At 41.4% G+C, this 23,420-nt stretch carries 27 protein-coding genes and 1 pseudogene; 22 read left to right on the forward strand and 6 right to left on the reverse strand.

Annotated elements, in window-relative coordinates; all coding sequences use genetic code 11:
- The first annotated feature begins 93 nt into the window (after positions 1 to 93).
- Complete coding sequence (locus ABN702_RS07850; RefSeq protein WP_417900151.1) at positions 94 to 264, forward strand: hypothetical protein; 171 nt, start codon at positions 94 to 96, stop codon at positions 262 to 264.
- 16 nt (positions 265 to 280) lie between these two features.
- Here ABN702_RS07850 and ABN702_RS07855 read toward each other — a convergent pair whose 3' ends face one another.
- Entirely contained in the window at positions 281 to 1,210 is a 930-nt protein-coding gene (locus tag ABN702_RS07855; RefSeq protein ID WP_417900152.1) for a CobW family GTP-binding protein, read from the reverse strand.
- A gap of 151 nt (positions 1,211 to 1,361) precedes the next feature.
- On the opposite strand from ABN702_RS07855, the gene msrA reads away from it, so the two are divergent.
- From msrA to ABN702_RS07925, 14 genes and pseudogenes are all read left to right on the forward strand, one after another.
- The gene (gene msrA / locus ABN702_RS07860) at positions 1,362 to 2,330 is read left to right on the forward strand and encodes a peptide-methionine (S)-S-oxide reductase MsrA (RefSeq protein WP_417900153.1); all 969 of its coding nucleotides are present in this window, start codon (positions 1,362 to 1,364) and stop codon (positions 2,328 to 2,330) included.
- Between the two features lie 1,058 nt (positions 2,331 to 3,388).
- On the forward strand, positions 3,389 to 4,003 hold the full coding sequence (locus tag ABN702_RS07865; protein WP_417900855.1) for a methyl-accepting chemotaxis protein: 615 nt from the start codon (positions 3,389 to 3,391) through the stop codon (positions 4,001 to 4,003).
- 188 nt (positions 4,004 to 4,191) lie between these two features.
- Positions 4,192 to 4,269, forward strand: a pseudogene (locus ABN702_RS07870) (YjcZ family sporulation protein); the annotation flags it as partial.
- A gap of 312 nt (positions 4,270 to 4,581) precedes the next feature.
- Complete coding sequence (locus ABN702_RS07875; RefSeq protein ID WP_417900154.1) at positions 4,582 to 5,916, forward strand: aspartate aminotransferase family protein; 1,335 nt, start codon at positions 4,582 to 4,584, stop codon at positions 5,914 to 5,916.
- Between the two features lie 14 nt (positions 5,917 to 5,930).
- On the forward strand, positions 5,931 to 6,647 hold the full coding sequence (locus ABN702_RS07880) for a CoA transferase subunit A (protein ID WP_417900155.1): 717 nt from the start codon (positions 5,931 to 5,933) through the stop codon (positions 6,645 to 6,647).
- Complete coding sequence (locus tag ABN702_RS07885; protein WP_417900156.1) at positions 6,617 to 7,276, forward strand: 3-oxoacid CoA-transferase subunit B; 660 nt, start codon at positions 6,617 to 6,619, stop codon at positions 7,274 to 7,276. The genes ABN702_RS07880 and ABN702_RS07885 overlap by 31 nt, the downstream gene beginning before the upstream one ends.
- A gap of 49 nt (positions 7,277 to 7,325) precedes the next feature.
- Complete coding sequence (locus ABN702_RS07890; RefSeq protein ID WP_417900157.1) at positions 7,326 to 8,594, forward strand: peptidase; 1,269 nt, start codon at positions 7,326 to 7,328, stop codon at positions 8,592 to 8,594.
- Between the two features lie 180 nt (positions 8,595 to 8,774).
- The gene (locus ABN702_RS07895) at positions 8,775 to 9,062 is read left to right on the forward strand and encodes a Ger(x)C family spore germination C-terminal domain-containing protein (RefSeq protein ID WP_417900158.1); all 288 of its coding nucleotides are present in this window, start codon (positions 8,775 to 8,777) and stop codon (positions 9,060 to 9,062) included.
- 11 nt (positions 9,063 to 9,073) lie between these two features.
- A complete protein-coding gene (gene ablB, locus ABN702_RS07900) occupies positions 9,074 to 9,961 on the forward strand; it encodes a putative beta-lysine N-acetyltransferase (protein WP_417900159.1) in 888 nt (295 codons plus the stop codon).
- A 43-nt stretch (positions 9,962 to 10,004) separates the two neighbouring features.
- Positions 10,005 to 11,375: a sigma-54 interaction domain-containing protein gene (locus ABN702_RS07905; protein WP_417900856.1), complete on the forward strand. Its 1,371-nt coding sequence runs from the start codon at positions 10,005 to 10,007 to the stop codon at positions 11,373 to 11,375.
- A gap of 153 nt (positions 11,376 to 11,528) precedes the next feature.
- Positions 11,529 to 12,944, forward strand: a complete 1,416-nt coding sequence (gene ablA / locus ABN702_RS07910; RefSeq protein ID WP_417900160.1) for a lysine 2,3-aminomutase — start codon at positions 11,529 to 11,531, stop codon at positions 12,942 to 12,944.
- Between the two features lie 11 nt (positions 12,945 to 12,955).
- A complete protein-coding gene (locus ABN702_RS07915) occupies positions 12,956 to 13,234 on the forward strand; it encodes a YokU family protein (protein WP_417900161.1) in 279 nt (92 codons plus the stop codon).
- 69 nt (positions 13,235 to 13,303) lie between these two features.
- Positions 13,304 to 13,522 carry a YozE family protein gene (locus ABN702_RS07920; RefSeq protein WP_417900162.1) on the forward strand — a complete coding sequence of 73 codons (219 nt, stop codon included), beginning with the start codon at positions 13,304 to 13,306 and terminating at the stop codon, positions 13,520 to 13,522.
- Between the two features lie 152 nt (positions 13,523 to 13,674).
- Entirely contained in the window at positions 13,675 to 14,382 is a 708-nt protein-coding gene (locus ABN702_RS07925; protein WP_417900163.1) for a hypothetical protein, read from the forward strand.
- Here ABN702_RS07925 and ABN702_RS07930 read toward each other — a convergent pair.
- Complete coding sequence (locus tag ABN702_RS07930) at positions 14,371 to 14,532, reverse strand: hypothetical protein (RefSeq protein ID WP_417900164.1); 162 nt, start codon at positions 14,530 to 14,532, stop codon at positions 14,371 to 14,373. The two genes, ABN702_RS07925 and ABN702_RS07930, sit on opposite strands and share 12 nt — an antisense overlap.
- Before the next feature lie 175 nt (positions 14,533 to 14,707).
- Here ABN702_RS07930 and ABN702_RS07935 point away from each other — a divergent pair, with 175 nt between their 5' ends.
- Positions 14,708 to 14,881: a YozD family protein gene (locus tag ABN702_RS07935; RefSeq protein WP_204414386.1), complete on the forward strand. Its 174-nt coding sequence runs from the start codon at positions 14,708 to 14,710 to the stop codon at positions 14,879 to 14,881.
- A gap of 138 nt (positions 14,882 to 15,019) precedes the next feature.
- Here the strand turns inward: ABN702_RS07935 and ABN702_RS07940 are convergent, their stop codons facing one another.
- On the reverse strand, positions 15,020 to 16,135 hold the full coding sequence (locus tag ABN702_RS07940) for a DUF2515 family protein (protein WP_417900165.1): 1,116 nt from the start codon (positions 16,133 to 16,135) through the stop codon (positions 15,020 to 15,022).
- A gap of 212 nt (positions 16,136 to 16,347) precedes the next feature.
- Here ABN702_RS07940 and ABN702_RS07945 point away from each other — a divergent pair, with 212 nt between their 5' ends.
- On the forward strand, positions 16,348 to 16,662 hold the full coding sequence (locus ABN702_RS07945) for a YodL domain-containing protein (protein WP_204414382.1): 315 nt from the start codon (positions 16,348 to 16,350) through the stop codon (positions 16,660 to 16,662).
- A gap of 54 nt (positions 16,663 to 16,716) precedes the next feature.
- Here ABN702_RS07945 and ABN702_RS07950 read toward each other — a convergent pair whose 3' ends face one another.
- Positions 16,717 to 16,860: a hypothetical protein gene (locus ABN702_RS07950; protein ID WP_417900166.1), complete on the reverse strand. Its 144-nt coding sequence runs from the start codon at positions 16,858 to 16,860 to the stop codon at positions 16,717 to 16,719.
- 354 nt (positions 16,861 to 17,214) lie between these two features.
- Here ABN702_RS07950 and deoD point away from each other — a divergent pair, with 354 nt between their 5' ends.
- Positions 17,215 to 17,919: a purine-nucleoside phosphorylase gene (deoD, locus tag ABN702_RS07955; RefSeq protein ID WP_417900167.1), complete on the forward strand. Its 705-nt coding sequence runs from the start codon at positions 17,215 to 17,217 to the stop codon at positions 17,917 to 17,919.
- Positions 17,920 to 18,172: 253 nt separating this feature from the next.
- Positions 18,173 to 19,036: a M15 family metallopeptidase gene (locus ABN702_RS07960; protein ID WP_417900168.1), complete on the forward strand. Its 864-nt coding sequence runs from the start codon at positions 18,173 to 18,175 to the stop codon at positions 19,034 to 19,036.
- Positions 19,037 to 19,074: 38 nt separating this feature from the next.
- Here ABN702_RS07960 and ABN702_RS07965 read toward each other — a convergent pair whose 3' ends face one another.
- Entirely contained in the window at positions 19,075 to 19,806 is a 732-nt protein-coding gene (locus ABN702_RS07965; RefSeq protein ID WP_417900169.1) for a ZIP family metal transporter, read from the reverse strand.
- Positions 19,807 to 19,932: 126 nt separating this feature from the next.
- On the opposite strand from ABN702_RS07965, the gene ABN702_RS07970 reads away from it, so the two are divergent.
- On the forward strand, positions 19,933 to 21,045 hold the full coding sequence (locus tag ABN702_RS07970) for a hypothetical protein (protein ID WP_417900170.1): 1,113 nt from the start codon (positions 19,933 to 19,935) through the stop codon (positions 21,043 to 21,045).
- A gap of 30 nt (positions 21,046 to 21,075) precedes the next feature.
- Here ABN702_RS07970 and ABN702_RS07975 read toward each other — a convergent pair whose 3' ends face one another.
- Positions 21,076 to 21,585 carry a hypothetical protein gene (locus tag ABN702_RS07975; protein ID WP_417900171.1) on the reverse strand — a complete coding sequence of 170 codons (510 nt, stop codon included), beginning with the start codon at positions 21,583 to 21,585 and terminating at the stop codon, positions 21,076 to 21,078.
- 156 nt (positions 21,586 to 21,741) lie between these two features.
- Between ABN702_RS07975 and ABN702_RS07980 the strand changes: the two genes are divergently transcribed.
- Together ABN702_RS07980 and ABN702_RS07985 are read left to right on the forward strand one after the other, a co-directional pair.
- Positions 21,742 to 22,344, forward strand: a complete 603-nt coding sequence (locus ABN702_RS07980) for an alpha/beta hydrolase (RefSeq protein WP_417900172.1) — start codon at positions 21,742 to 21,744, stop codon at positions 22,342 to 22,344.
- A gap of 721 nt (positions 22,345 to 23,065) precedes the next feature.
- Positions 23,066 to 23,407, forward strand: coding sequence for a YojF family protein (locus tag ABN702_RS07985; RefSeq protein WP_386645723.1), 342 nt, complete (start codon positions 23,066 to 23,068; stop codon positions 23,405 to 23,407).
- Positions 23,408 to 23,420 lie beyond the last annotated feature (13 nt).

Here is a 23,420-nt window from a genome sequence, read left to right on the forward strand (position 1 = left end):
TGAAAAAAGGAGATTTTGTGTTATCTATCCTTACACAATTGAGGAAAACATGATTTTTATGATTTACACTAAGTGAAAGGAGTGGTGAGAAGAATGGGTAAGTTATTAAAGCAAGCAGTATATGATGTGCGAAGCTTTTACATACAAAAGCTGAAGGACGGTGGTTACACATTCGATCCACAGACTCTAGCTACCTATACAATTAGTGAACTCAAAAAAGAATATGCAATTATCGTAAATAATGGAAGCAACCAAAAAAGCTAACCCAAGAATCCTTGGGTTAGCTTTCTTTTGTCTGTTCCAGCTGCATTAATTGTGCTTTTATTGAATCTACATCAAGATTTTCCCCGATAATGACAAAATTAAGCGGTACTTTGACAGGCTCCTTCAAATAGAGAGGAGTGCCATAGGAGTATTGAAAAAGATAGGTGCTGGAAGCGTGTTGAAAAGACAGGTAGCCTTTAATTCTGTATACGGAATCAGGCAGGCTTCGAAGCCAATCCTCAAATCGATCCAGGTCGATGGAAGATGTAAAGCGGTGCACAAAGGTTTTTAAGTGAAGCTTCTCATTGACATGTGCAGACTGATGACTTTCTTTTTCAATCTGCTTAACCTGCCTCCAGCTGTTCTCCGGAATTTTGGCAAAACTGGTCAGAATGGTCTTCGCATACGGACTCAGGGACTGGATTTCAAATAGAATGGTAGATACCTCTGCTTCGCTGAGCAGGTCCGTCTTGTTCAGAATTAGCATGTCGGCATGACGCACTTGTTCACGAATAAGCTGTTTGACCTGGATGGATAACGCATCTCTTTCTTTCCACCTGAGAACATCAAGCAGAGTAATGATTCTTGCAGATGAAAACCGGTCAGCAAAAATGGGGGAAAGGACCGTATCCAGTACTTCGATCGGATGGGCCGCCCCAGTTGTTTCGATATAGACCGCATCCAGTTCTTTATCCATCAAAAGACCTTGCATGGTGGACTCGAGCTTTTCCTGGATGGTGCAGCAGATGCATCCATCGAACAGCTCGGCTAGCGGCAGACTCTCAGGCACGGCATCGGAGTCGATGGATACCTTTCCGAGTTCGTTCATTACCACTGCCACTTTTCTACCGTTCTTTTGTTCCTGTTCCAGCATTTGTGTCAAAAGGGTTGTTTTGCCGCTCCCCAAAAAGCCGGACAGTATGTAAACTTCAATTTGTTTGCTCATGGCAACCTCCTGGTAAGAATGGAAGGGATTATTTCATCCTTCCATTTTACCATATCCCACTAACCTATTGGAACGGGTGCTTTTAATTAGGAATTGAAAGAGTAAGTTGCTATAATTCGAATTAAGTATAACTAAAAGAGGTGGGACAAGTATGGAAAATACGAATAGATACGAAAAAGCGACATTTGCTGGAGGCTGCTTCTGGTGTATGGTCAAGCCCTTTGACGAGCAGGACGGAATTGAAGCGGTAATCAGCGGCTATACAGGTGGTCATAAAGAAAACCCAACCTATAAAGAAGTTTGTTCTGAAACAACAGGACACTATGAAGCCGTTCAAATAACCTTCAATCCATCTGTATACCCCTATGAAAAATTATTGGAGGTATTCTGGACTCAGATTGATCCAACAGATTCTTCAGGACAATTCAATGATAGAGGGGACTCTTACCGGACGGCCATCTTCTATCATACGGAAGAACAAAAGGCTGCTGCCGAAAAGTCAAAAGAGGATTTGCAGAACAGCGGAAGATTTTCAGCGCCTATCGTGACGGAGATACTTCCGGCAGCGACTTTCTATCCTGCCGAAGAATATCATCAGGACTACTATAAGAAAAATCCATTTCGATACAAAATGTATCATACCGGTTCAGGCAGAGCGAAATTCATCAAGGAAAACTGGAAAAAGCTTGACGATGATATCAGAAGCAAGCTAACTCCCATGCAATATGAGGTAACCCAGAATAATGGGACAGAGCCACCGTTCAGAAATGAATTCTGGAATCACACAGAGGAAGGGATTTATGTGGATATCATATCCGGAGAAGCACTGTTCAGCTCATTGGATAAGTATGATGCCGGATGCGGATGGCCAAGCTTCACAAGGCCGATTGAATCCCATATCATCAATGAGGAGATGGATGTGACACACAATATGGTCCGTACAGAAGTGAGAAGTAAAAATTCTGATTCCCATTTGGGGCATGTATTCGAAGATGGACCTAAAGATTTGGGTGGACTGCGCTATTGCATCAATTCTGCAGCTTTGCGCTTTGTTCCGGTAAGTGAGCTTGAAGATCAAGGCTACGGAAAATACCTGCATCTTTTTGGAAATCAAAAATAGCATCATCTTGGGATGGGACTTATAGAGTTCCATTCCTTTTTTTTCAGGAGCAGAGATGGGTAGTCAACTCTTGTATGTCATAATTCAACAATTTTCCCCTTATCTTGCAGGATTTATAAACGTGCGTGGAGAATTCTTCTAGTTAGCTTACAGAAAAATATATTGGCTGATTGAGTGGGGGAAATGAAATGTCTGTTTTAAGTATCAAAGAGTTGAAGTTTCAAGATTTAGTAAACAAAAACAAGCTGATGTTTTTCATTGTGATGTTTTCGTACACGGCAGGTTTTATCGTAAATGTCATCTACCCGGCTTCACCGGTGATCACATTTTCAATCTTAGCTGCGCTGATATTGGGAATAACCCTTTTCTTTATAACAAAATGGAAGAGCAGCTTTCATAAAATAGTGCCTTATTTTGCAGTTGTTGTTACCTTTATGGTGTTTTTTCTCATCCTTATAAACCGCGGTGCCTCTTTATCGGGTTTTGTACTGCCCTTTTTTGTATTGATCATTGCAACCGTTTACTTTGATCGTATTGTTTTTATCATAGGCGGGATTTGCAGCATGATATTGTTCGGTTATTCTTTATGGTCGTTTCTGAACGGGCATCTTTTGACAGAGGGGCAGATCGGCAATATCATCCTGCTATTCTTTTTGTTATTTGTCGTTACCTATGTTCAGATCACCATTGGTAGAAAGCTTTTCTCTCAGTTTGAAAATATTGTAGAAACGATGAAAACAGAAAGCCGTATCAAGGAACAAAAGCAGGAAGCGTTCCGTAATGATGCCATGAAATTGATGGAAAGTGTCGATCGAATTCATGAAAGACTTAGTGTTAATATCCAATCACAAAAGGAGATTTCCTTGACGATTCATGAACTCTCCGTAGGTAGCCAAAGACAGACGGACCAGATTGCAGGTATAGCGGAGCTGACAAACAGTGTGTCTTCTTTGATGGATCATATTGTTGAACAGTCTAGTAGTCTATACGACGATACTGGCTCTTCGCAAAAAACAGCCGTTCAAGGGAAAGATATGGCTCTTGATTTGCAAGAAAATATGAGTAGTTTTTCCGAGGATGTCAAGCAAGTGGATTCAATCTTCCAAGTCTTGACTGAAAAAATCGATGAGACGAATCAGCTGACTCAACATATCAAAAACATCACCGAACAAACTAACCTGCTTGCATTGAATGCATCCATCGAAGCCGCCAGGGCAGGGGAAGCTGGAAGGGGGTTTGCTGTTGTTGCCGAGGAAATCAGAAAGCTTGCGAGTCTAACAGGAGATACAACTAAGGAGATCACCGAGAACCTTTCCTCTCTCCACAGCACAAAAGAAGAAGTCCTTCAGCAATTGCAGTACAACAGCGCAAAAATGAAAACGAACCTTCAATCAACCGATCGGGTGAACACCATGTTCGTACATATTGGGGATACTTTGGAGAATTTATTGGAAAACGTCAAGGAGTTTCATGATTTTGCCCTTCAAGTAAAGGATAAGACCAATAATACGGACAACTATACGAATGAAGTTGCAGCCCTGATGGAAGAAGCAACAGCAGGTATTGAGGAGATAAGTGCCAATATCGAACAGCTGACAGATGAAAATACACATATTGAATCCATACTTAAAAACATGCTTATCATTATAGATGAAATGGAAAAGAAGAAATGATCTGCCGTTCAAAATTCATAAATGATTAGTTATTTTCCTTGAAAATGGGCATATGCACATACAGGACAGCCACCTATTACATAGTGTAGAAGTGTAAATATCAAACAGGAGTGATGATTATGCACGACTACTGTTACTACACTTGTGGACCTTGTGGGTACCCTACGAATGTTGCACCTGCACATGACTGCGGAAATACATTTGTTTTGATTGTTGTTTTATTCATTCTTTTAATCATTGTTGGCGCTTGCATCTGTAAGCATTAAGAATTGAAAAAACAGAGAGCGTAGGAAATCATCCCTTGATGAAAGCTATCAAGGGATGTTTTTTTATACTTCTTCAATCTTAAAGTATTGGAACCGGTGGGTGTCTAATGAATAGGAGACTGTAACAAGGTCATTTTAAATGGACCTTGTTACAGCCTCTTTTTTCTATGAAAGAATTCGCTCCACTGTACATAGGATAGAATAAGGTTTTTTATACCTGACATATGATTTTGGGTTATATGGAGGCTTAATCTAATTACGAAAGCCTTTTGGTAAACGGTTACAGCAGATGAGGGAAAGGAGTAATCGTTTATGGATTATCAATCCTATTTGATCAAACCTTTATTGGATAAAAATTATCCGATAATCAGTCATGGAATGGGTGTCTATTTGTTTGATGTGAACGGAAAGAAGTATCTGGACGGATCATCAGGTGCTGTGACGGCAAGTATCGGTCACCATGTACAAGCAGTTATTGATGCAATGACAGAGCAGGCAGGCAGGGTATCATTTGTCTACCGTTCCCAGTTCAGCAGTGAGCCTGCAGAAAAACTGGCGGAAAAATTAATGAAGCTAGCTCCAGGAGAAGTGAACTGGTCATTTTTTGTTAATAGCGGGACAGAATCAATCGAAACGGCGATGAAGGTGGCAATCCAATATTGGCAGGAACGTGGAAGGCCGGAGAAAAACCAGATTATCTCAAGATGGAAAAGCTATCATGGTATTACCATTGGGGCACTTTCCTTATCGGGACATGCAGACAGAAGAAGCCGATTTGAAACACTGCTGGATAAATCACCTATTGTGGAACCTCCTTATTGCTATCGATGTCCTTTCAACCTCCAATACCCAGATTGTGGATTGAGTTGTGCAAAGGATCTGGAAAGAGCGATTCTGGAAATCGGGGCGGAGAACATTGCCGCCTTTGTGGCAGAACCGATAATCGGTGCGGCTGCAGGAGCAGTAACGCCGCCTGATGGCTATTATCAAATAATTGAAGAGCTCTGTAAAAAATACAAAATCCTTTTTATCGCGGATGAGGTAATGACAGGAATAGGAAGAACAGGGACAATGTTTGCCATTGAACACTGGGGCGTCACACCTGATATCATCTGTATCGGGAAAGGGATGAGTGCAGGTTATTCTCCTATTGCGGCGACACTAGTCAGCCATTCCATCATCGAGACAATCCTGAAGGGATCCAAAATAATCATGAGCGGACATACCTACAGCGCGAACCCGCAATCTGCTGCAGTAGCTTTGGCAGTTTTGGAATATATAGAAAAGGAAGAGCTTGTAGAGAATGCAAGAGTAATGGGAATATACCTGAAACAACAGCTTGAAGTTTTGCAGAAAAAGTATCCGTTCATTGGCGATGTAAGAGGAAAAGGATTATTGTTGGGTCTGGAAATCGTGGCGGACCACACCACCAAGTATCCTTTTTCTCAGGAAAAGGCCGTTACCATCAAATTGGTTGATAAGGCACTGAAAAACGGGCTTCTCATTTATCCTGCTTCAGCGGGTACGGAAGGGATCGGAGGAGATGCAATCATCATAGCCCCTCCACTTTCGGTGACAAAAAATGAAATAGAAGAACTGGTTTCCATCCTAGAAATAACACTGAAAGAAATAAACGAAGAACTATAAGGAGTGGCGGATGGGTGGAAAAAATAGAAAATACATTTGGGAAAATGAAGGACTATGCTGAAATCCTCCAATTATTTAAAAGCGGCAGCACCATCATGTTTGGCGGATTTGGGGGAGTTGGTACTCCACCGACTTTAGTGGATCTGCTGATTGAATCAGGTGTGAGAGACCTCAGTCTAATAGGGAATGATGCAGGCTTCCCGACGATTGGAATAGGAAAGGTTGTATGCAAAGGGATGGCGAACAAGCTGATTGCCTCCCATATTGGCTCCAATCCGATTGCAGGACAGCAAATGACAGAGGGTAGACTTGATGTGGAATTCAATCCTCAAGGAACATTGGTCGAAAGAATCCGGGCTGGTGGTGTGGGGCTAGGAGGCATTCTGGTAGATGTGGGAATCGACAGCGACGTGGTCACCAAAAACAAGCAGTTTGCCAAGGTGGAGGAGCGTAACTACATCATCGAGTCTTCACTGACAGCGGATATTTCCATTGTCTATGCAAAAAAAGCGGATCCATATGGCAATTTGATTTTTGATAAAAGTGCAAGGAATACAAATCCCCTTGTGGCAATGGCTGGGGACATAACCATCGTGGAGGTGGATGAGTTCGTTCCTCTCGGTACACTGGATCCTGAGGAAATCATCACACCAGGAGTTTATGTAGATCACATGATTCAAAGTAAAGGAGTGAATTGGACATGGGTGTGGGATCCAGCATACGGAACTTGATTGCCAAAAGGGCAGCACAGGAAATAGAAAATGGCATGGTTGTAAATTTGGGAATCGGTATCCCCTCTCTTGTACCAAATCACCTTCCACCTGATATTCATGTCATGTTCCATGCCGAAAATGGAGTGCTCGGAATGGGACCGACTCCTGAAGCCGGTAATGAAGATGAAAATTTGTGCAACGCTGCAGGATACCCGGTAACCATCCAAAGTGGCGCCTCTTATTCGGATAGTACAATTGCTTTCGGGATGATCAGAAGAGGGAAATTGGATGTTACCATTCTTGGTTCCCTTCAAGTCAGTGAATCTGGCGATCTGGCAAACTGGATTGTACCCGGTAAACGAGTACCGGGTATGGGTGGTGCCATGGAATTGTCGCAAAAAGCGAAAAAAGTGATTGTCCTGATGAATCATTGCGATCGAAACGGAAGACCTAAAATACTGCCAATCTGTACACTTCCCATTACCACTCCTACATGTGTCCATATGATTATTACGGAGCTTGCAGTGTTGGAAGTGTATCCCACTGGACTTGTTTTAAAGGAATTGATGCCCGGCGCAACGCTTGAAATGGTGAAAGGGAAAACTGCAGCAACATTCACTTTGTCTTCTGACTTTAAATATGACTGAAGAGTAGATTTGTAGCTGAATGCTGGTAGTGTTGGAAGGGGATGAGAGAGTGGAAAAGAAAGCGAGTGAGATTCGTCAATGGGTCCGAAAAAATAGGGGGAAAGCAGTTACATTGCTACAACGTCTTGTTCAGGAAAAGAGTGTCTCGGGGAAAGAAAGCTCTGCACAGGCAATTGTCATCGAAGTTTGCAGAGAGCTCGGTCTCGAGATTGATATTTGGGAACCTGAGAGCAAAGTACTGAAGGGAAATGAGAATTTTGTATCAACTAGAGAGAACTTTTTCGATTCTCCTAATGTCGTTGCACGCTGGAAGGGAGTGGGGGGAGGACGTTCCCTCATATTAAATGGCCACATTGACGTTGTACCTGAAGGAGAAAGGATACAGTGGGACTGTGACCCTTTTGAAGGGAAAATAGAGAACGGTAAGGTCTATGGCCGGGGCACTACGGATATGAAGGGCGGAAACGTGGCAATGCTGATTGCCTTGGAGGCCCTTCAAGCTACAGGGGTACAGCTGAAGGGTGATGTCGTTTTCCAGAGTGTGATTGAGGAAGAAAGCGGTGGAGCGGGAACCCTTGCTGCTATACTACGTGGGTATAAAGCAGATGCTGTCTTGATACCTGAGCCCACCAATATGAAAATTTTCCCCAAGCAGCAAGGCTCCATGTGGTTCCGTCTGAAAGTCAAGGGGAAATCGGCACATGGGGGTACAAGGTATGAAGGTGTAAGTGCCATTGAAAAATCAATATCTGTGATAGATAGATTAAGAATATTAGAGGAAGACAGAAACAAACGTGTAAAGGATCCACTCTATGCCAAAATCCCGATTCCTCTTCCTATTAATTTAGGGAAAATCGAAGGCGGTAACTGGCCATCTTCTGTACCTGATCTGGTGACGCTCGAAGGAAGAATAGGAGTGGGACCTGAAGAGACCATCGATGAGGTGCAAGAAGAAATGAAACAAGTGTTATCAAGATTAAAGGAAACCGACAGTTGGTTTGCGGAGCATCCGGTGGACCTGGAATGGTATGGGGCACGATGGATTCCCGGAGGTATTGAAGAGGAACATCCTTTTGTTCAAACTATCAAAAAGAACTATAAAGAAGTGACACAAAAAGAGGCGATTTTAGAGGCCTCCCCCTGGGGAACGGATGGAGGGCTTTTCACAAGTATCGGAAAGATTCCTACCGTCGTCTTCGGGCCGGGCAGCACAGAGGTCGCCCATCACCCCAACGAATATATCTCCATTGAAAACATGCTGGATTGTGCAGAAATTATCGCCTTGACGCTGATGGACTGGTGTGAAAAGGCTAAATAGTATTGCAAGGGGAACCGTGCCTGCATGAAGCAGGACGGTTTCTTTTTTGGCGAGAAATAATGCAGATGTTCTTTCTTTAATTTTCCAATGGTTACCTATCCCCTTGAAAAATGAAAATACTAACCTACAAAAGGCGGTGAGGAATCCTTTGGTCACTTTCATGACTATCGTAATTTATGTATGTACATTAAAGCTACAATCGTTAAGATGCAGAAAGAATTTCAAGCAGACATTTTTGGATTCGGGGAAGATTATTACCGTTCCAACCTAAAACAGTTTTCAGGGCTTGAGGAAGATTGGGATACTGTCTTTTCAGATGCGGAGGTGGAAATAGAATCCACATTCTTTATTAGACGCTCAGGAATTCGCAACAAAAGTTTTCTTACTGATGAAGAAAAACAACTCCATAAAAATAAAAGTATAGAAGAGAAGGGGATTTTCTCTTTCAATATAGAACACTTTATGTAGGGGGTGTTGTCATGGGAAAATTAATAGGGGAATATGTCATCGTGCAAAATGAACAGTTCTACCTGAAGGGATATAAAGATTTTACGAACGAACGGTTGAAAATTGAGGATTACCGGGGTAACCTCAAACTTATTTTCTCTACCATAAGAGATCTGCAGAAAGAACAATATGTTCACAAAACGATTGTAAAATGCAGAACGGAAAGTGTTGCCTCATTTCTAGGACAAGGGTACTTGCTTGAAGCAAGCATACCTGGATATTTTCTGGGAGGCAACGCATATTTTCTATGCAAATATCATGATCAGAAAAGATTCACCAGTACAAAGTGGGTAGAGGAAGATCACCAGCTAGAGGATGTATGGAAAAAAGATCAGAATTTTGAGAACAATGGGATATTCACATCTTCAATCAGAAAAGCGACATCACTAGATGCAAATAGGCTTGCAACCTTTTATGCGAGTGTTTTTCCAATCTACCCAGTCCCAATCGATGATCCGGATTATGTAAAAGAGCAAATGGAAGAAAACTCTATCTTTTATTGTTTAGAGACGGATGGACAAATTATCGCTGCGGCTTCAGCTGGGATTAATATGGAATATCGAAATGCCGAAATTACAGACTGCGCCACCCTTCCTTCCCATCGGAAAGGCGGGTATATGTACGACATCATTCAAGCATTAGAAAATGAACTGGTTTCCAAACGAATTTTCTGTAGCTATTCTATCGCAAGAGCTTTGTCGTTTGGAATGAATGCAGTTTTGCATAAGTCAGGCTATTCCTATCAAGGAAGATTGAAAAATAATTGTTATATTTACGACAAAATTGAAGATATGAATGTATGGAGTAAAGATTTATCTACCCTTTCTGCCGAAAAATCGGCATCAAGTGCTGGAAATTAGGCAGGTGAACGATTTGAGGGAATCCAGTCTATTATCCAAGGAAATGCTTGAGCGGATATTAAATGGAATAGATGAAGCAATCCATGCAGTAGATCAGAATGGAATCACCATATACTATAACCGGGTTGCTTCCGATCATGATGGATTGACTTGGGAAGAAGTGATGGGAAAGCATATTCTGCACGTTTTCCCTTCCTTGACAGACCAAACCAGCACGCTTTTAAAAGTCCTGAAAACGAAAAAAGCCATCTATCACCAAAATCAGCGATATGAAAACAAAAAAGGAGTCATGATCGAAACAATCAACACAACCGTCCCACTTGTAGTAGAAGGGGAAGTGTTGGGGGCTGTTGAAATCGCTAAAAATTATGGAAAGATAAAAATGCTTTCCAATCAGCTTGTCGAGCTACAAACAAAAATGTACAAAAAAGAGCATACACTTCCAAAACAATCACCAGAGGTTCAATTTACTCTAAAAGATTTCATTACCGTGGATTCATTTTGCAGGCAGATTATTGCGGAAGCCTCTCTCTTTGCAGCATCTGACCTTCCGGTTATCATATATGGCAAAACAGGGACAGGCAAGGAGATACTGGCTCAGGGAATACATGCGGAATCCTTGCGAAGAAACGCTCCTTTTATTGTTCAGAACTGTGGAGCCATTCCGGAAACCCTGCTTGAAAGCCTGTTATTCGGAACAGCCAAGGGCAGCTATACAGGAGCTGTGGAAAAGGCGGGTCTATTGGAGCTTGCACATGGGGGTACGTTATTTTTAGATGAATTGAACTCGATGCCATTAGAGCTTCAAACAAAGCTATTGCGTGTCTTAGAGGATGGAACCATACGCAGAGTGGGTGGTGTGACGGCACATAAAGTGGATGTACGAATCATAACGGCCCTCAATGAAAACCCCGAAAAATGTGTAAAAGAGAGTAAACTGAGAGAAGACCTTTACTATCGCCTGAGTACTTGCTCAATTACAATCCCTAGATTGAAGGAAAGAACCGGGGATATACCTATTCTTGCAAACTACTTTCTCACGAATTCAGCTTTGAAACATTCCAACGGAAAGAAAAAGCTTGCCGAATCGGTTGTAGGGATCTTACAATCCTACTCTTGGCCGGGGAATGTAAGAGAATTGAAAAATACAATGGAATATGTGCTCGTAAAGTCACAGGAAGACCTCATTACAGAAAAGGATCTTCCAAGCAAGTTTCAAACAGAGGATATACAGTCTATACCGCATGAAAGTAAGTCTTTAAGACAGGTGCTGGATGAAACGGAAAAATCATGTATTCAGAAAGCCCTTAGTCAAACGAAAGGCAATGTTCAGAAAGCAGCAAAGCTTTTGCAGATTCCTAGACAAACCTTACAATACAAAATGACAAGATTGATAGAAAGCAAGTCTCAGTAATGTCATGGTGCCGAAAAACCGGCAACAATTGATCAAAATACCCAACAAGGTTAATAACAGTTTCCCCGCCCTTGACATATATAAGTATTAACTAGGCAACTTCCTTAGTTGGCACGGTTATTGCAATAGTTAAGGAAAGGGAGGAGATAGAGAATGAGAATGGACTTATATAAACCCGACCGCCACTGGAAAGATATAGAGCTGTGGAAAGATGTGACCGATGAGCAGTGGAACGATTGGATTTGGCAGTTGACCAATACCATCCGGACATTGGAGGATTTGAAAAAAGTCATTAGTTTAACTCCAGAGGAAGAAGAGGGTGTGAAAATATCCACCAAAACTATTCCTTTAAATATAACTCCGTATTATGCATCATTAATGAATCCGGATGATCCAAGATGCCCAATCAGGATGCAGTCTGTACCAATAGGCAAAGAGATCTATAAAACGAAATATGATCTGGAGGACCCTTTGCATGAAGACGAGGATTCACCGGTACCCGGGCTGACACACCGCTACCCGGACAGGGTTTTGTTTCTCGTAACCAACCAATGCTCCATGTATTGCCGCTACTGCACAAGACGCAGGTTTTCCGGACAAATTGGCATGGGGGTACCAAAGAAGCAGCTGGATGCAGCCATTGCCTATATCGCATCAAATGAACAAATCCGCGACTGTCTCATTTCCGGTGGAGACGGACTTCTTATCAATGACCAGATACTTGAATACATCCTAAAAAATCTACGTGCAATTCCGCACTTGGAAATAATCAGGATCGGTACAAGGGCACCTGTTGTTTTCCCTCAAAGAATAACGGAAAATTTGTGCAATATCCTGAAAAAATACCATCCAGTCTGGTTGAATACGCATTTTAACACCTCCATTGAAATAACAGAAGAATCCAAGCTCGCATGTGAAATGCTGGTGAACGCAGGCGTCCCTGTGGGCAATCAGGCAGTTATTTTAGCTGGTATCAATGACAGTGTCCCAATCATGAAAAAGCTGATGCATGACCTTGTGAAAATTAGAGTTAGACCATACTACATCTATCAGTGCGACCTTTCCGAAGGCATCGGTCACTTCCGTGCGCCTGTATCAAAGGGGCTCGAAATAATTGAGGGTCTCAGAGGGCACACTTCAGGGTATGCCGTTCCTACCTTTGTTGTGGATGCTCCAGGCGGTGGTGGAAAAATTGCTGTGCAGCCGAACTATATCATCTCCCAAAGTGCCGATAAAGTGGTATTACGTAATTTCGAAGGTGTGATTACCACCTATCCGGAACCGGAAAATTATGTTCCTGGTCGAGCGGAGGATTATTTTGCAGGAATATACCCGAAAATGGAAGAAAAACGATCCAATATCGGTATTGCTGGCCTGATGAACGATTCCCAGTTCAACCTTGTACCAGAGGGTTTGAACAGGCTGAATCGCCGAAAGAACTATGAAACGGACCCTGCCCATACGACATTAAAGGATAAACGGGGCAAACGGGACGAATTGAAGGAAAAGAAATTCCAGGCACAGCAGCAGAAGTATACAGAAGTGGATAATACCAGTGAGGGCAATTAGGAGGGATTTACTTGATATGTAAATGGTGTGATGCTGACGAAGCCGTAGAAAACAAAAACACCGTGTATTGGGAATTGCCCGATGGTTCAAGAGCGATTACAATAACCGAAGCTCCTTCTCGAAGCTGTCTGGCGTGCGGTATGGAATACCAGGAAGATGACATCACAAAGAAAATAGAAGATCAGCTTTTCCTAATAAGTACTAAAGATCTGGAGAACGAACTTTCCTATGCTGCGTTGATGAATAAACCAAGGCTTCTCAAAAGAAACTACTTCGATTTCAGCAGTTAAATGCAATAGTCTTAACAACAACCGGTTTTTCCTGTAGAATGAGAGGAAAAACTGGGTGAGTGTATTTGTATGAGAAAGTCTTTTTATCATTATCTGTTGAAATACCGCCATGCATTGAAGCGAGATGCCATCAGCATCTTTGCCAACCATGCCTACGATGATCACAGCTTCCCGAAGAATTCTGCCGATTACCACGAAATCAGCAGCTATCTCGAAATGAACGGGCAGTACCTGACTAGTATGTCCACCTTCGATGAAGCGTGGGAGCTATATAAGGAAGATGTATAGATAAGTGAAAAAACACGTTCGCTGGAGTTGCGGACGTGTTTTTTTTACTTCATCCATATTCCAAAAAATTTTTCCCCTTTAGCGCTTTTCCTTCTTCCTGCATATAATACATTACTATCAAAGCCATAGGGATAAGTTAGGAGATAGATTATATGGGGAAGAAAAAGAAACCGAATAAACCGAAATATAAAATGGGTGACATTGTTGTAATCACCATATATGGAACTGTTGGTAAGGTGACAGATGTCAAGCAAATCGATGAGGTTTATGTATATGAGGTAAATTCGAGCGAAGGTCTTTACCAGGAGGAGACGTTGGCATTTGTGTCCGAGTATGAAGGGAAGGTCCTGGTGACTGAGCGTTTGGACATCAAGTATCTCTATTTTATTGGTGATATCGTCCAGGTTACAGGCTATGGAAAAGAAATATTCAAAATTGTAGGATTCCGCACAGAAATTTGGCGTTATAAAGAGGATTCCTGGGAGGATATCATTTATGAACTTACGAGGCTGTCTGATGGGGAATGGCTGGAAGCTGGCGAAGAGGAATTGACTATGGTTGTCCATCATGATCATGCAGAAATCCTTATTCATAAACTTGGATTATCCTATATGTTCAACAAAGAAAATACGAGCTTGGAGTTGTATAATCCCATGACAGGTTCAAACAAACATTTTAAAAAAGAAGAGTTTAACCAGGAATATCAGCGTATCATTGACGGTTTATTGGATGTGTACAATGATTATAAGGTTCTTTATGATATCTTTGGAGACCAGGAATACAGAGAAGTGATGAACCTAGTTGTCAAGAATCTAAAAAAATATATGGAAAACAAAAAACATAGCCAATTAGAAAAGTAAAAAGGAGAATTGTAGAAGTAATACAAAGAAAAATGGCAATCCTACTATAACAGCTACTATAACAAGGCTTTCGCTTATTCTATCCAGGAATGGCAAAAGTACTTCTTCTTCTCCTAGCTTTTCCAAACGTGACATATACTCTCTCATCATATTTCCCCCTTTGTTTTTTCCTGCTTGTCCAACATACTTAAACCTATGATTACTAGAAAATAAATATGCTTTTTTTCAAACAATTCTGGTAAAACCAATATGAGATGGATTATTATAGTGAGTAAGACATATATCTAAAAAGAAGTACATAAACCTTTTAAAAAGGGGTGAGATTGTGAAAGAAATCGAAGTGGTCATTGATACTGAGGAGATAGCTGAATTCTTTTACAATGAGCTGGTAAGACGAGGTTTCGTCCCAGCGGAGAGTGAGATCGAGGAACTGGCCGATATCATGTTTGAATATCTGTTGGAAAAGTGCATTATCGATGAAGAAATGGACATCGACTAGACATGGTAAACTCCTCATTCAAAGCCCCTTTATGTAAAAGTATCGGTTAGAAGAGGATGGTGGTAGTCCACCTCTACTAGGCCCACAAGTTGAGTAAGAAAAGCAGGTAACGGCAGTTCAAACTGCCGTTTTTTCATTTCAGGTTATGATTTTATGGACCTCCCCGAGACTTGAAAGCTGCATGATATTCACTAAATGCTTCTTTTTCAAATTCGGGGTATCTTCTGTTTCTGACAATGTGTACAGGCTTGGAAGCTGAGTGGCTTTCTCAAATGAAAACCAGTCATCGCCTTTATGCGATGATTTGTGTTGGTAATCAGGCCATGCTTTTTCCAGATGAGGACTGAACACTTTCAAACTACCAGCCTCCGTTGAAAATACCTCAGGCATGTAATCGTTGCGAGAACCCGTATGGAAAATTGCCTTTCCGAATTTAACTGCACCTGGCTGTACGTTTTTTCCTGAAAACAAGATCATATAAAGTTCTTTTCCAAACTCTATCCTTGATGGAAGGCTCGCAAAATTATCTACGGTGCTTCCAGTAATCTCGATATCGTCCCTGCTATGATAAGGAAAAAGAATCTGTGTGAAGCCCATCCTTTCCTGCAGTTGAAAAGTAAGGGAGTCTAGCACCTTCTGCTGGTAAAAAGGGTTGTTCATGACATGCCTCTCCAAAAGACGCTGTTCATTGATGATCAGTGAAACCGTCAGCATCCTGGAGTTTTTTTCCTGCTGTTCGATGAAAAGTCTCCAAACAGGTAACATGAATGATGAGACTCCTAAATGTCCAAGCAGGTAAGTGAAGTCTCTATTCTGTTTTTTTCCTTCCGTATAAAGAGCTAGCTGAGGGAAGGCATCCTCAAAAATAAGGTGATTGCCCTTTTCCAAAAAGCTGAAATAGACGGAAATGCGGTCATAGCTCATCAAACCTGACAAGCTATATCTTTTAAGATCGGTCATATTCCATCCTGCATTCCGAGAAACCATATGTGCTAGAAATGCCCAATGTAGTTCAGGGTGATTCAAATAAATATCCATGTAGGCTTGGGTTCGTGTTATGTTGTTTCTATTCAACAGAAAAGTCCGTTTCTTAATTTCATCGAGTAGCTTCTTGTCATTTTCCAATAGGGGAGATAGGGAAGGGGGAACTTGCCACTCTTGTAGCAGTGTAGTTTTCTCATGTGAAGTAAGTATTTTGTGGCTATACTTATTTACTTTCTTTTGCATTTTATTTTTGAACCAATTGAAAAACATCCCACCACCTCCATTTATTGTATTAATGGAAAAGAAAATGATGCCCACAAATTCACATCATTCTCAGGTGGTATTGACTACATAACATAATTTCGTACAAAACTTCCTATTTCTCAGCTTTTTTCGACAAAACTTTCTTTTTTTTTATGAAGGAATCGACAAGGTAAGTTTCTAATTTATATAGTATAAAAATGGTTGAGGGGTGAAGTAGGATGTTGGCTATAAAAAGAATGATGAAGATTGGTTCTGGAGAATACGATGTCACCATTATGCAAACACCGAAATATGGAGAAACAAAAGGGTATGCTCCTGTATTCCGTTTGACCATGGAGGCGAATAATCACCAGGAATTAATCAGCAAGGTATATCGTAAGTTCAATGTTACAGACTCCATTCCTGCTGATTATGAAGGTCGATTCATTGCAACCGGTGATATCATCATGATTGATGAAGGGACGTTCGGGATTAGCTATTATCGACTTGAATTTGGTGGATGGAAAAAAATAAACAGGATTCAGGTGAGATGAGATAGGATTCATAGGATAAGGCAGTCAGTGATGACTGCCTTATCCTGCGTAAAGTTATATGTGGTTTCCGGGTCCGTTTTTTCGGCCTTTAGGCGAATACTCTTTTTTATGTGCAGTATGCTCCGCCTCGATCGCATCTGGGGAAATATGGTTGTTTTTCTTCTGTCCGTTAATGCGGTTTCGGTGTTTTTTTCCCATCTGTACTCCTCCTATCGAATCTGCTTATTTAGTAAAAGCTGTTCTAGCTTTGCAATTTATCGCGTTTAGAAGTGTGTGGTTCCGCTGTTTTCTTTTTTGTTGTATTGGTCGCATTGGCATGCTCTACAGCCTGACGAAGTTTCTTTTTCATAAGGATCTCCTTTCAGAACTCGTTTTACTTCCTTTTTAGGTTCTGCCGAAATCAGAAAATGAATTCATATCAGGTGGAGAGATTCTTTTGAAACAGGGGAAAGATATGGTATAGTAATGTTTGTCACTCTTTGGATGATAACGCATCCATTGTGGCTGAAAATAATGTTTGAAGTATGATTTATGTATTTAGGAGGTAACACAATGAGTGTACATATTGGAGCTAAACAAGGTGAAATTGCAGAAACGATCCTATTGCCGGGAGATCCGTTACGAGCAAAATATATTGCGGAAACATTTTTGGAAGATGCAGTTTGTTATAATGAAGTAAGAGGAATGCTTGGCTATACAGGCACTTATAAAGGGGAACGCATCTCTGTTCAGGGTACTGGAATGGGTGTACCTTCCATTTCCATCTACATCAACGAATTGATGAATGAATATAATGTACAAAACTTGATTCGTGTAGGTACTTGCGGCGCGATTCAAAAAGACGTAAAGGTTCGTGATGTCATTCTTGCAATGAGTGCCTCTACAGATTCCCAAATGAACCGCTTAACATTTGGTGGAGTGGACTATGCTCCAACAGCCAACTTCGATTTGCTGAAAAAAGCATATGATGTAGGAGTGGAAAAGGGTCTGAACCTTAAAGTCGGAAATGTCTTTACTGCAGACATGTTCTACAATGACAATGGCGAGTTGGAGAAATGGGCGAAGTATGGCATCCTTGCAATTGAAATGGAATCAGCAGCTCTCTATACGCTTGCAGCAAAGTATGGAAGAAACGCACTTTCCGTTCTGACTGTAAGCGACCATATCCTTACAGGAGAAGAGACTACTTCCGAGGAGCGTCAAACCACATTCAGTGACATGATGGAAGTGGCACTTGAAGCGGTAATCAAAAAATAATGAATGTTTTAGCCCTTGAATCGTCAAGGGCTATATTTTTTTGAGGAACCAGAAAATGGAGTTTATCCAAAATAGGTCGTAAGTCATATCTTGCCGAAAAGTAATATTTTTCTATAGTAAATCTTTTTACGATAATAAAATTTAATGGTAGAATGTATAGGTATGCTTCGCTGATGAGTGAGGCATTTTATTTTTTATTTAACATAAATCGATTCTATATAGAAATAAACAACTTATAAAAGGTGAGATCAACATGAAATATAAAATTGCTGCGGCTTTGGTGAGTGTTTCTTTACTTAGTGGATGCTCCCAACAAATAAAGGATATTGACTGGAAATTCTGGGAGAAAATCAGCGATGAAGAAAACAATGCGAATGTTTCTGAAGAGGTACCTGCTGAAGAGGAAGAGATTCCAGAGGAAACGGAAGGTGATCAGGGAGATGCTGAGAATGAACCTGAAACACCTCAGACGAACGAAAATGAGTATGTCCTGGATGAACAGTACTTTACTGTATTGAATCAGGAAAAAGTCATCGAAAACACAGATAACATCCTTCTTGTCGTGAACAAAAATCAAGCGCTGCCGGCCGACTACGTGCCTGCAGATTTAACCATTCCCAATGTTGCATTTTCATTTGAAGGTGACTATGAGAAGAAGTATTTGAGGGAAGTGGCTGCACGTGCTTTAGAGGAGTTGTTTGCAGCTGCGACAAGTGAAAACGTCGAACTCTTTGCTGTTTCGGGCTACCGTTCCTATGAAACCCAATATGGCGTGTACAACAGCTATTTAAAAAAATGGGGAGAAGAAAAAACGAATACCTTTTCCGCCATCCCAGGTCATAGTGAGCATCAGACAGGTCTTACCATGGACATATCAAGCAGATCGAATGCACTTGATCTCACGGAGGAGTTCGGCGAAACGCCTGAAGGACAGTGGGTAAAGCAAAACGCCTACAAATACGGCTTCATCATCCGATATCCTAAAGGAAAAGAAGTCGTAACAGGCTACCAGTACGAACCTTGGCACCTGCGTTATGTCGGGAAAGAGGTAGCAGAGTATATCCATACACATGATCTTACCCTTGAAGAGTTTTTTGATAGAGCCATTAAACAATAGGACGACAGGACCCCGCGATATTTTTGCTTGCGGGGTTTTTATATGATGCCGCTAGATAATATATACGAGCAAAGAAGTCCGAGTGCCGAGAGAAGCCCGACAACTGGACCGCCTTCTTCAAAGGCTTCCGGCATCATCGTGGATGCAACCATCGCTATAATGCCGCCTGCAGCCAAGCCACTGACAAGATACATATACTCCCCGCTCAGTTCCTTGAATGTCACATAGCCCATAAATGAGCTTAGCGAGGTTAAGCCGAAGACAATAATCCACATAAACAGAATTTTTCTGGTGGTATATCCATCCTTCTTTAATCCGACAGAGCTTGAAAGAGCTTCAGGAAAATTACTGATGAAAATGGCCAGGACAATGACCCAGCTTACTGTATGATCCTTCAGGATACTGACTCCGATTATGATGGACTCAGGAATGGCGTCAATGATGGAACCGATAAAAATTGCCATGCCTGAATGATTGCTCTCTTTTTCTTTGGAACGTTTCCGTTCTTTACCGCCTTTTTTACTGATCAGCAATTCTGCTGCGGTAAATAGTATCGCTCCGATAAGAAATCCAAATATAGCATAGCTGTAGCCTGAAGCCACTTCTATTTCACCCAATAGTTCAAACGCAGCGGCACCAATGAGAACTCCTGTCCCGAACGCCATAATAAACCCGGTCAATTTTCGTGGTAAAGGTACAAACAGACCTACAATTGCTCCCAAAATCAGAGATAGACCTGCAATTGCTCCCCAAAACAATGCCTGAACCATCAGTGCCTCACCTTTTTCCTATGAAAGTTACTATTACTAATGTGTACGAAAAAAAATAGAACATACTTTTTTCTATCTTTGACAAAATAACAAAGGTATTCATTTTATTACAGGAGGCTTCCAGAAGTGAAGAGGGTGCTATATTCATTATTAACACTTGTTGCAATACTGATCGGTCTTAATTTCCTTGGTTCCTCCGTTTCAGCGCTCGGGCAGAAGGAAACATGGGAATATGTAATCCAGACTTCCATTGAATCAGGATATTCCACAGCAATGCCTTTACCGAAACAAATAAGGAAGAATGTACAGAATGGGAATTGGGAGGTGATTTCCTATCCTATCCCCCCAACTGACACGTATATCCGTGTAAAAGGAAAAGTGGTGTACGCCATTGATCACCAACTTAACATCTATGATAGATCTGCCAATAAAATACTTTTACCCTTAAAGGAAAAAAATAAAAAGCAACTTTCGAATGATATGAAGAAGCTGCATAAAAACCATTATGGGGAATTGATTACATGGAATGATGCAAATAAGCTTATTCCTAGATACAGTATCTTTAAGGTGCTTGATTTGGATACGGGATTGTCTTTTGAAGTCCAACGGAGAGCAGGGTCATATCATGCGGATGTCCAGCCTTTGACACATGACGATACGAAGATTATGAAAAAAATCTACCGTGGTACCTGGAGTTGGGACAGGAGAGCTATTCTTGTCCTGTCCGAGAACGGTCATTTTGCAGGGTCCATGCATGGAATGCCTCACGGGCAAGGAGCGTTGAAAAATGGATTTCCTGGCCATTTCTGCATCCATTTCCAAGACAGCATCACCCACAAGTCTAGGAAAATGGATCATGCCCATTCCATCATGATAAAAAAAGCTTCAGGGGAATGGCTGGACCATACACAAAAGCTTTCACCACAGGAAATAGTAGATGCAACGGTCCTTGCCATCCATCAGCATGATTGGTTTATTCTATCGCCTATTCTTGATGATAAAAATCGTATTCTGATGGAGCGACATCTTGAAGAACTGGAGGAGATCGAACTGATCAAAAGGCTGTCCGATCTTCCAAAAGAGGATGGGGGTACAAAGTTGACTTACCCTATTACGGTAAAACTTCAGGTGCATCGTAAAAGTGGTACAACTAACAGGATGGTAACCTTTGACCTTTATCGTCCGACTATCGAAGAGCCCTGGACAGTCGATTTAGAAAAACTGTTGAAGCAGTTATAGTTAATAGGAGAAATAGAGGTGGCAACGCCTCTATTTCTTTTTTGAAGGCTTTATGATTTCAATCGGGATTTTTGTCTTGGAATTGAATGTTTCTTTTTGAATTCTTATTTCCAAAATGCCGTTTTTGTATTTGGCTGTTGAACCGGTTGACTTCACCATACATGGTAGCTTTATTTCCTGCTTACTTCCGGTGGTCGGGATATTTTCCAAAAAGCAGGTGGAAGCATCGTGATAGATAACAAGTTCCCTCAGCTTTTCTTCGGAAGTTAGTGGAAACCGAACGATAACTTCTTCATGGGTTTCAAAGACATCCGATTGAAAGATTGGTTTTTTCTTCTGCTTCTTTTTCTCTTGGACTCGATTTAAAAGATCAAAGGATTGCTCAAAAAAATCATTAGAATGCAACAAACTTCCTGGGTTTGAAGGTAATTTGCCCCCCATGGCTTTTTTCATCATTTTCTCTACATCTGACTGCTTGAAAATATCTTCCTTCATATAATCTTTTGGAAAAGGAAACATTTTGCTCCATGGAAACATCATGATAGCTCCTTTGTTTTTTATACATTTTATTCTTAAAGTGAGGCAGAGGTTAATCTTGTGGATTCCTTGACGTAATGTATTATCTTCATTATACTAATATTATCTCGAATTCAAGATATATAATGACCTTACTAAAGAAAATGGAGGATACGGTTTATGACACTAAAACATATTTTCAAGAAGGGTTCTGACAGGGTATTGCTACTTTTGCATGGAACAGGTGGAACGGAGAAGGATCTATTGCCTGTTGCAGAAATGATAGACCCTGATGCTTCTGTTCTAAGTGTAAGGGGGAATGTCTCTGAAAATGGAATGCCCCGTTTTTTCAGACGCTTAGCGGAAGGGGTGTTTGATGAAGAAGATCTTATTTTTCGAACAAAAGAGCTTCATCAATTCCTTGATGATGCAGCAGGAAAATACGGATTCGACCGTCAACAAGTAATCGCGGTCGGCTATTCCAATGGAGCGAATATTGCCGGAAGTCTTCTTTTCCATCATGAGGATAGCCTAAAAGGCGCAATTCTCTACCACCCGATGGTACCTAGAAGAGGAGTGGCTTTACCTGACCTTCGTTCGGTCCCTGTGTTCATAGGTGCAGGAAAAAATGATCCAATCTGCCCTGCATCCGAAACAGAGGAATTATCATCTTTACTGACCGAGGCACACGCTCAAGTGGAAGTCCACTGGGAACATCAAGGTCACCAGCTCACCCACTCCGAAGTGGCAGCTTCAAAGAAATGGTTTGACAAACTTAACTAAGAAAAAGAGGGAATGACTGTTAACAACGGTTATTCCTTTTTTGCCGATGACGAACCTTACCAGCAAGCGAGCGTGCCAGAGAAAGTGTGGCGGTGTGAGGGGTGCTAGACTTGTGAAAATTTGGAGTTCGGGAGGAAAATAGGTAAGTTCGGGCGGAAAGTTAATAAAAACGGGCGAAAATCTTATTTTTCGGGCGCAAATCCTAAAATACGGTCGAAAAATCCGGAATATCGGGCGTAACTACAATGCCTGTCCTATTTAATCGTGCAAAAAGTGCGTAGTGTTAGCTTTTTCCAGGTAATTAGTTAGTTTTTGTGGGAAAGTATAAAATTTAGGTATAGCGCGGTATCTTTTCATGTGGAATTTTATTCTCTATTCATATAGATCGCAATATATAACAATAGTGATAGAGATGAGTGTTAGTATTTCAGCTATCTAGCTGTTGATTGGAGCAATAGGCGAAGACTCCTGCGGGAGGTAGCGGTAGGCTGGAGACCCCACAGGGCGAAGTCCGAGGAGGCTCCAGCACCGCCCCGCGGAAAGCGCAGCCTAGTGCGGAAATCAACAGCGGTGTTAAAGAATTCATTTAGTTCAGTTGTTCAAAACAATATTCCCAGCTTTTTTATCATTTAGAAGCAAACCACTTCGCAATTGGCGTTGTCTTATTATACACTGTATATAGGAATAAACTTTCAGGAAGAAAAAGATGTTGGAGGATACTATGAAGCTTATAGATCAGACCCTTGTCCAAACCGAATTAGATAAGCTGGCAAATGCAGATGTGTACCTGCATCTCGAGACGACGAATGGTGCCTATGCAGGCCATCACAATACAGGGCTGCCTGTTGGTGCATTCATCAGGAATGTTCAATTGAAGTTTGAACGGGGAAAAATAATCGGAATCAACCCATACAGAGTGGGATTGAAGTTAGAGCATGGTTGGGTGTACGCGGAAGGTGTGACCCATTATGAAATAGATGATAAAAATCGCCTACTGTTAGCCGGGTTGAATCCCGAAGGAAAATTGGCAGTGGCACTTCAGTTAAGCAGAGAGCCTTTTTAAAAGGAACGTACCT

It is taken from the genome of Bacillus haimaensis, assembly GCF_048270625.1.
In the GTDB taxonomy this organism is placed as follows: Bacteria; Bacillota; Bacilli; order Bacillales; family Bacillaceae_I; genus Sutcliffiella_A; species Sutcliffiella_A haimaensis.

Excerpts from the sequence above, each read along its gene's own strand:
- ABN702_RS07850 (WP_417900151.1), top strand. The coding sequence starts at position 94 with ATGGGTAAGTTATTAAAGCAAGCAGTATATGATGTGCGAAGCTTTTAC.
- ABN702_RS07855 (WP_417900152.1), bottom strand. The coding sequence starts at position 1,210 with ATGAGCAAACAAATTGAAGTTTACATACTGTCCGGCTTTTTGGGGAGC.
- msrA (WP_417900153.1), top strand. The coding sequence starts at position 1,362 with ATGGAAAATACGAATAGATACGAAAAAGCGACATTTGCTGGAGGCTGC.
- ABN702_RS07865 (WP_417900855.1), top strand. The coding sequence starts at position 3,389 with ATGAGTAGTTTTTCCGAGGATGTCAAGCAAGTGGATTCAATCTTCCAA.
- ABN702_RS07875 (WP_417900154.1), top strand. The coding sequence starts at position 4,582 with ATGGATTATCAATCCTATTTGATCAAACCTTTATTGGATAAAAATTAT.
- ABN702_RS07885 (WP_417900156.1), top strand. The coding sequence starts at position 6,617 with ATGGGTGTGGGATCCAGCATACGGAACTTGATTGCCAAAAGGGCAGCA.
- ABN702_RS07895 (WP_417900158.1), top strand. The coding sequence starts at position 8,775 with ATGTACATTAAAGCTACAATCGTTAAGATGCAGAAAGAATTTCAAGCA.
- ablB (WP_417900159.1), top strand. The coding sequence starts at position 9,074 with ATGGGAAAATTAATAGGGGAATATGTCATCGTGCAAAATGAACAGTTC.
- ABN702_RS07905 (WP_417900856.1), top strand. The coding sequence starts at position 10,005 with ATGCTTGAGCGGATATTAAATGGAATAGATGAAGCAATCCATGCAGTA.
- ablA (WP_417900160.1), top strand. The coding sequence starts at position 11,529 with ATGAGAATGGACTTATATAAACCCGACCGCCACTGGAAAGATATAGAG.
- ABN702_RS07920 (WP_417900162.1), top strand. The coding sequence starts at position 13,304 with ATGAGAAAGTCTTTTTATCATTATCTGTTGAAATACCGCCATGCATTG.
- ABN702_RS07925 (WP_417900163.1), top strand. The coding sequence starts at position 13,675 with ATGGGGAAGAAAAAGAAACCGAATAAACCGAAATATAAAATGGGTGAC.
- ABN702_RS07930 (WP_417900164.1), bottom strand. The coding sequence starts at position 14,532 with ATGATGAGAGAGTATATGTCACGTTTGGAAAAGCTAGGAGAAGAAGAA.
- ABN702_RS07940 (WP_417900165.1), bottom strand. The coding sequence starts at position 16,135 with ATGTTTTTCAATTGGTTCAAAAATAAAATGCAAAAGAAAGTAAATAAG.
- ABN702_RS07945 (WP_204414382.1), top strand. The coding sequence starts at position 16,348 with ATGTTGGCTATAAAAAGAATGATGAAGATTGGTTCTGGAGAATACGAT.
- ABN702_RS07950 (WP_417900166.1), bottom strand. The coding sequence starts at position 16,860 with ATGGGAAAAAAACACCGAAACCGCATTAACGGACAGAAGAAAAACAAC.
- deoD (WP_417900167.1), top strand. The coding sequence starts at position 17,215 with ATGAGTGTACATATTGGAGCTAAACAAGGTGAAATTGCAGAAACGATC.
- ABN702_RS07960 (WP_417900168.1), top strand. The coding sequence starts at position 18,173 with ATGAAATATAAAATTGCTGCGGCTTTGGTGAGTGTTTCTTTACTTAGT.
- ABN702_RS07965 (WP_417900169.1), bottom strand. The coding sequence starts at position 19,806 with ATGGTTCAGGCATTGTTTTGGGGAGCAATTGCAGGTCTATCTCTGATT.
- ABN702_RS07975 (WP_417900171.1), bottom strand. The coding sequence starts at position 21,585 with ATGATGTTTCCATGGAGCAAAATGTTTCCTTTTCCAAAAGATTATATG.
- ABN702_RS07980 (WP_417900172.1), top strand. The coding sequence starts at position 21,742 with ATGACACTAAAACATATTTTCAAGAAGGGTTCTGACAGGGTATTGCTA.
- ABN702_RS07985 (WP_386645723.1), top strand. The coding sequence starts at position 23,066 with ATGAAGCTTATAGATCAGACCCTTGTCCAAACCGAATTAGATAAGCTG.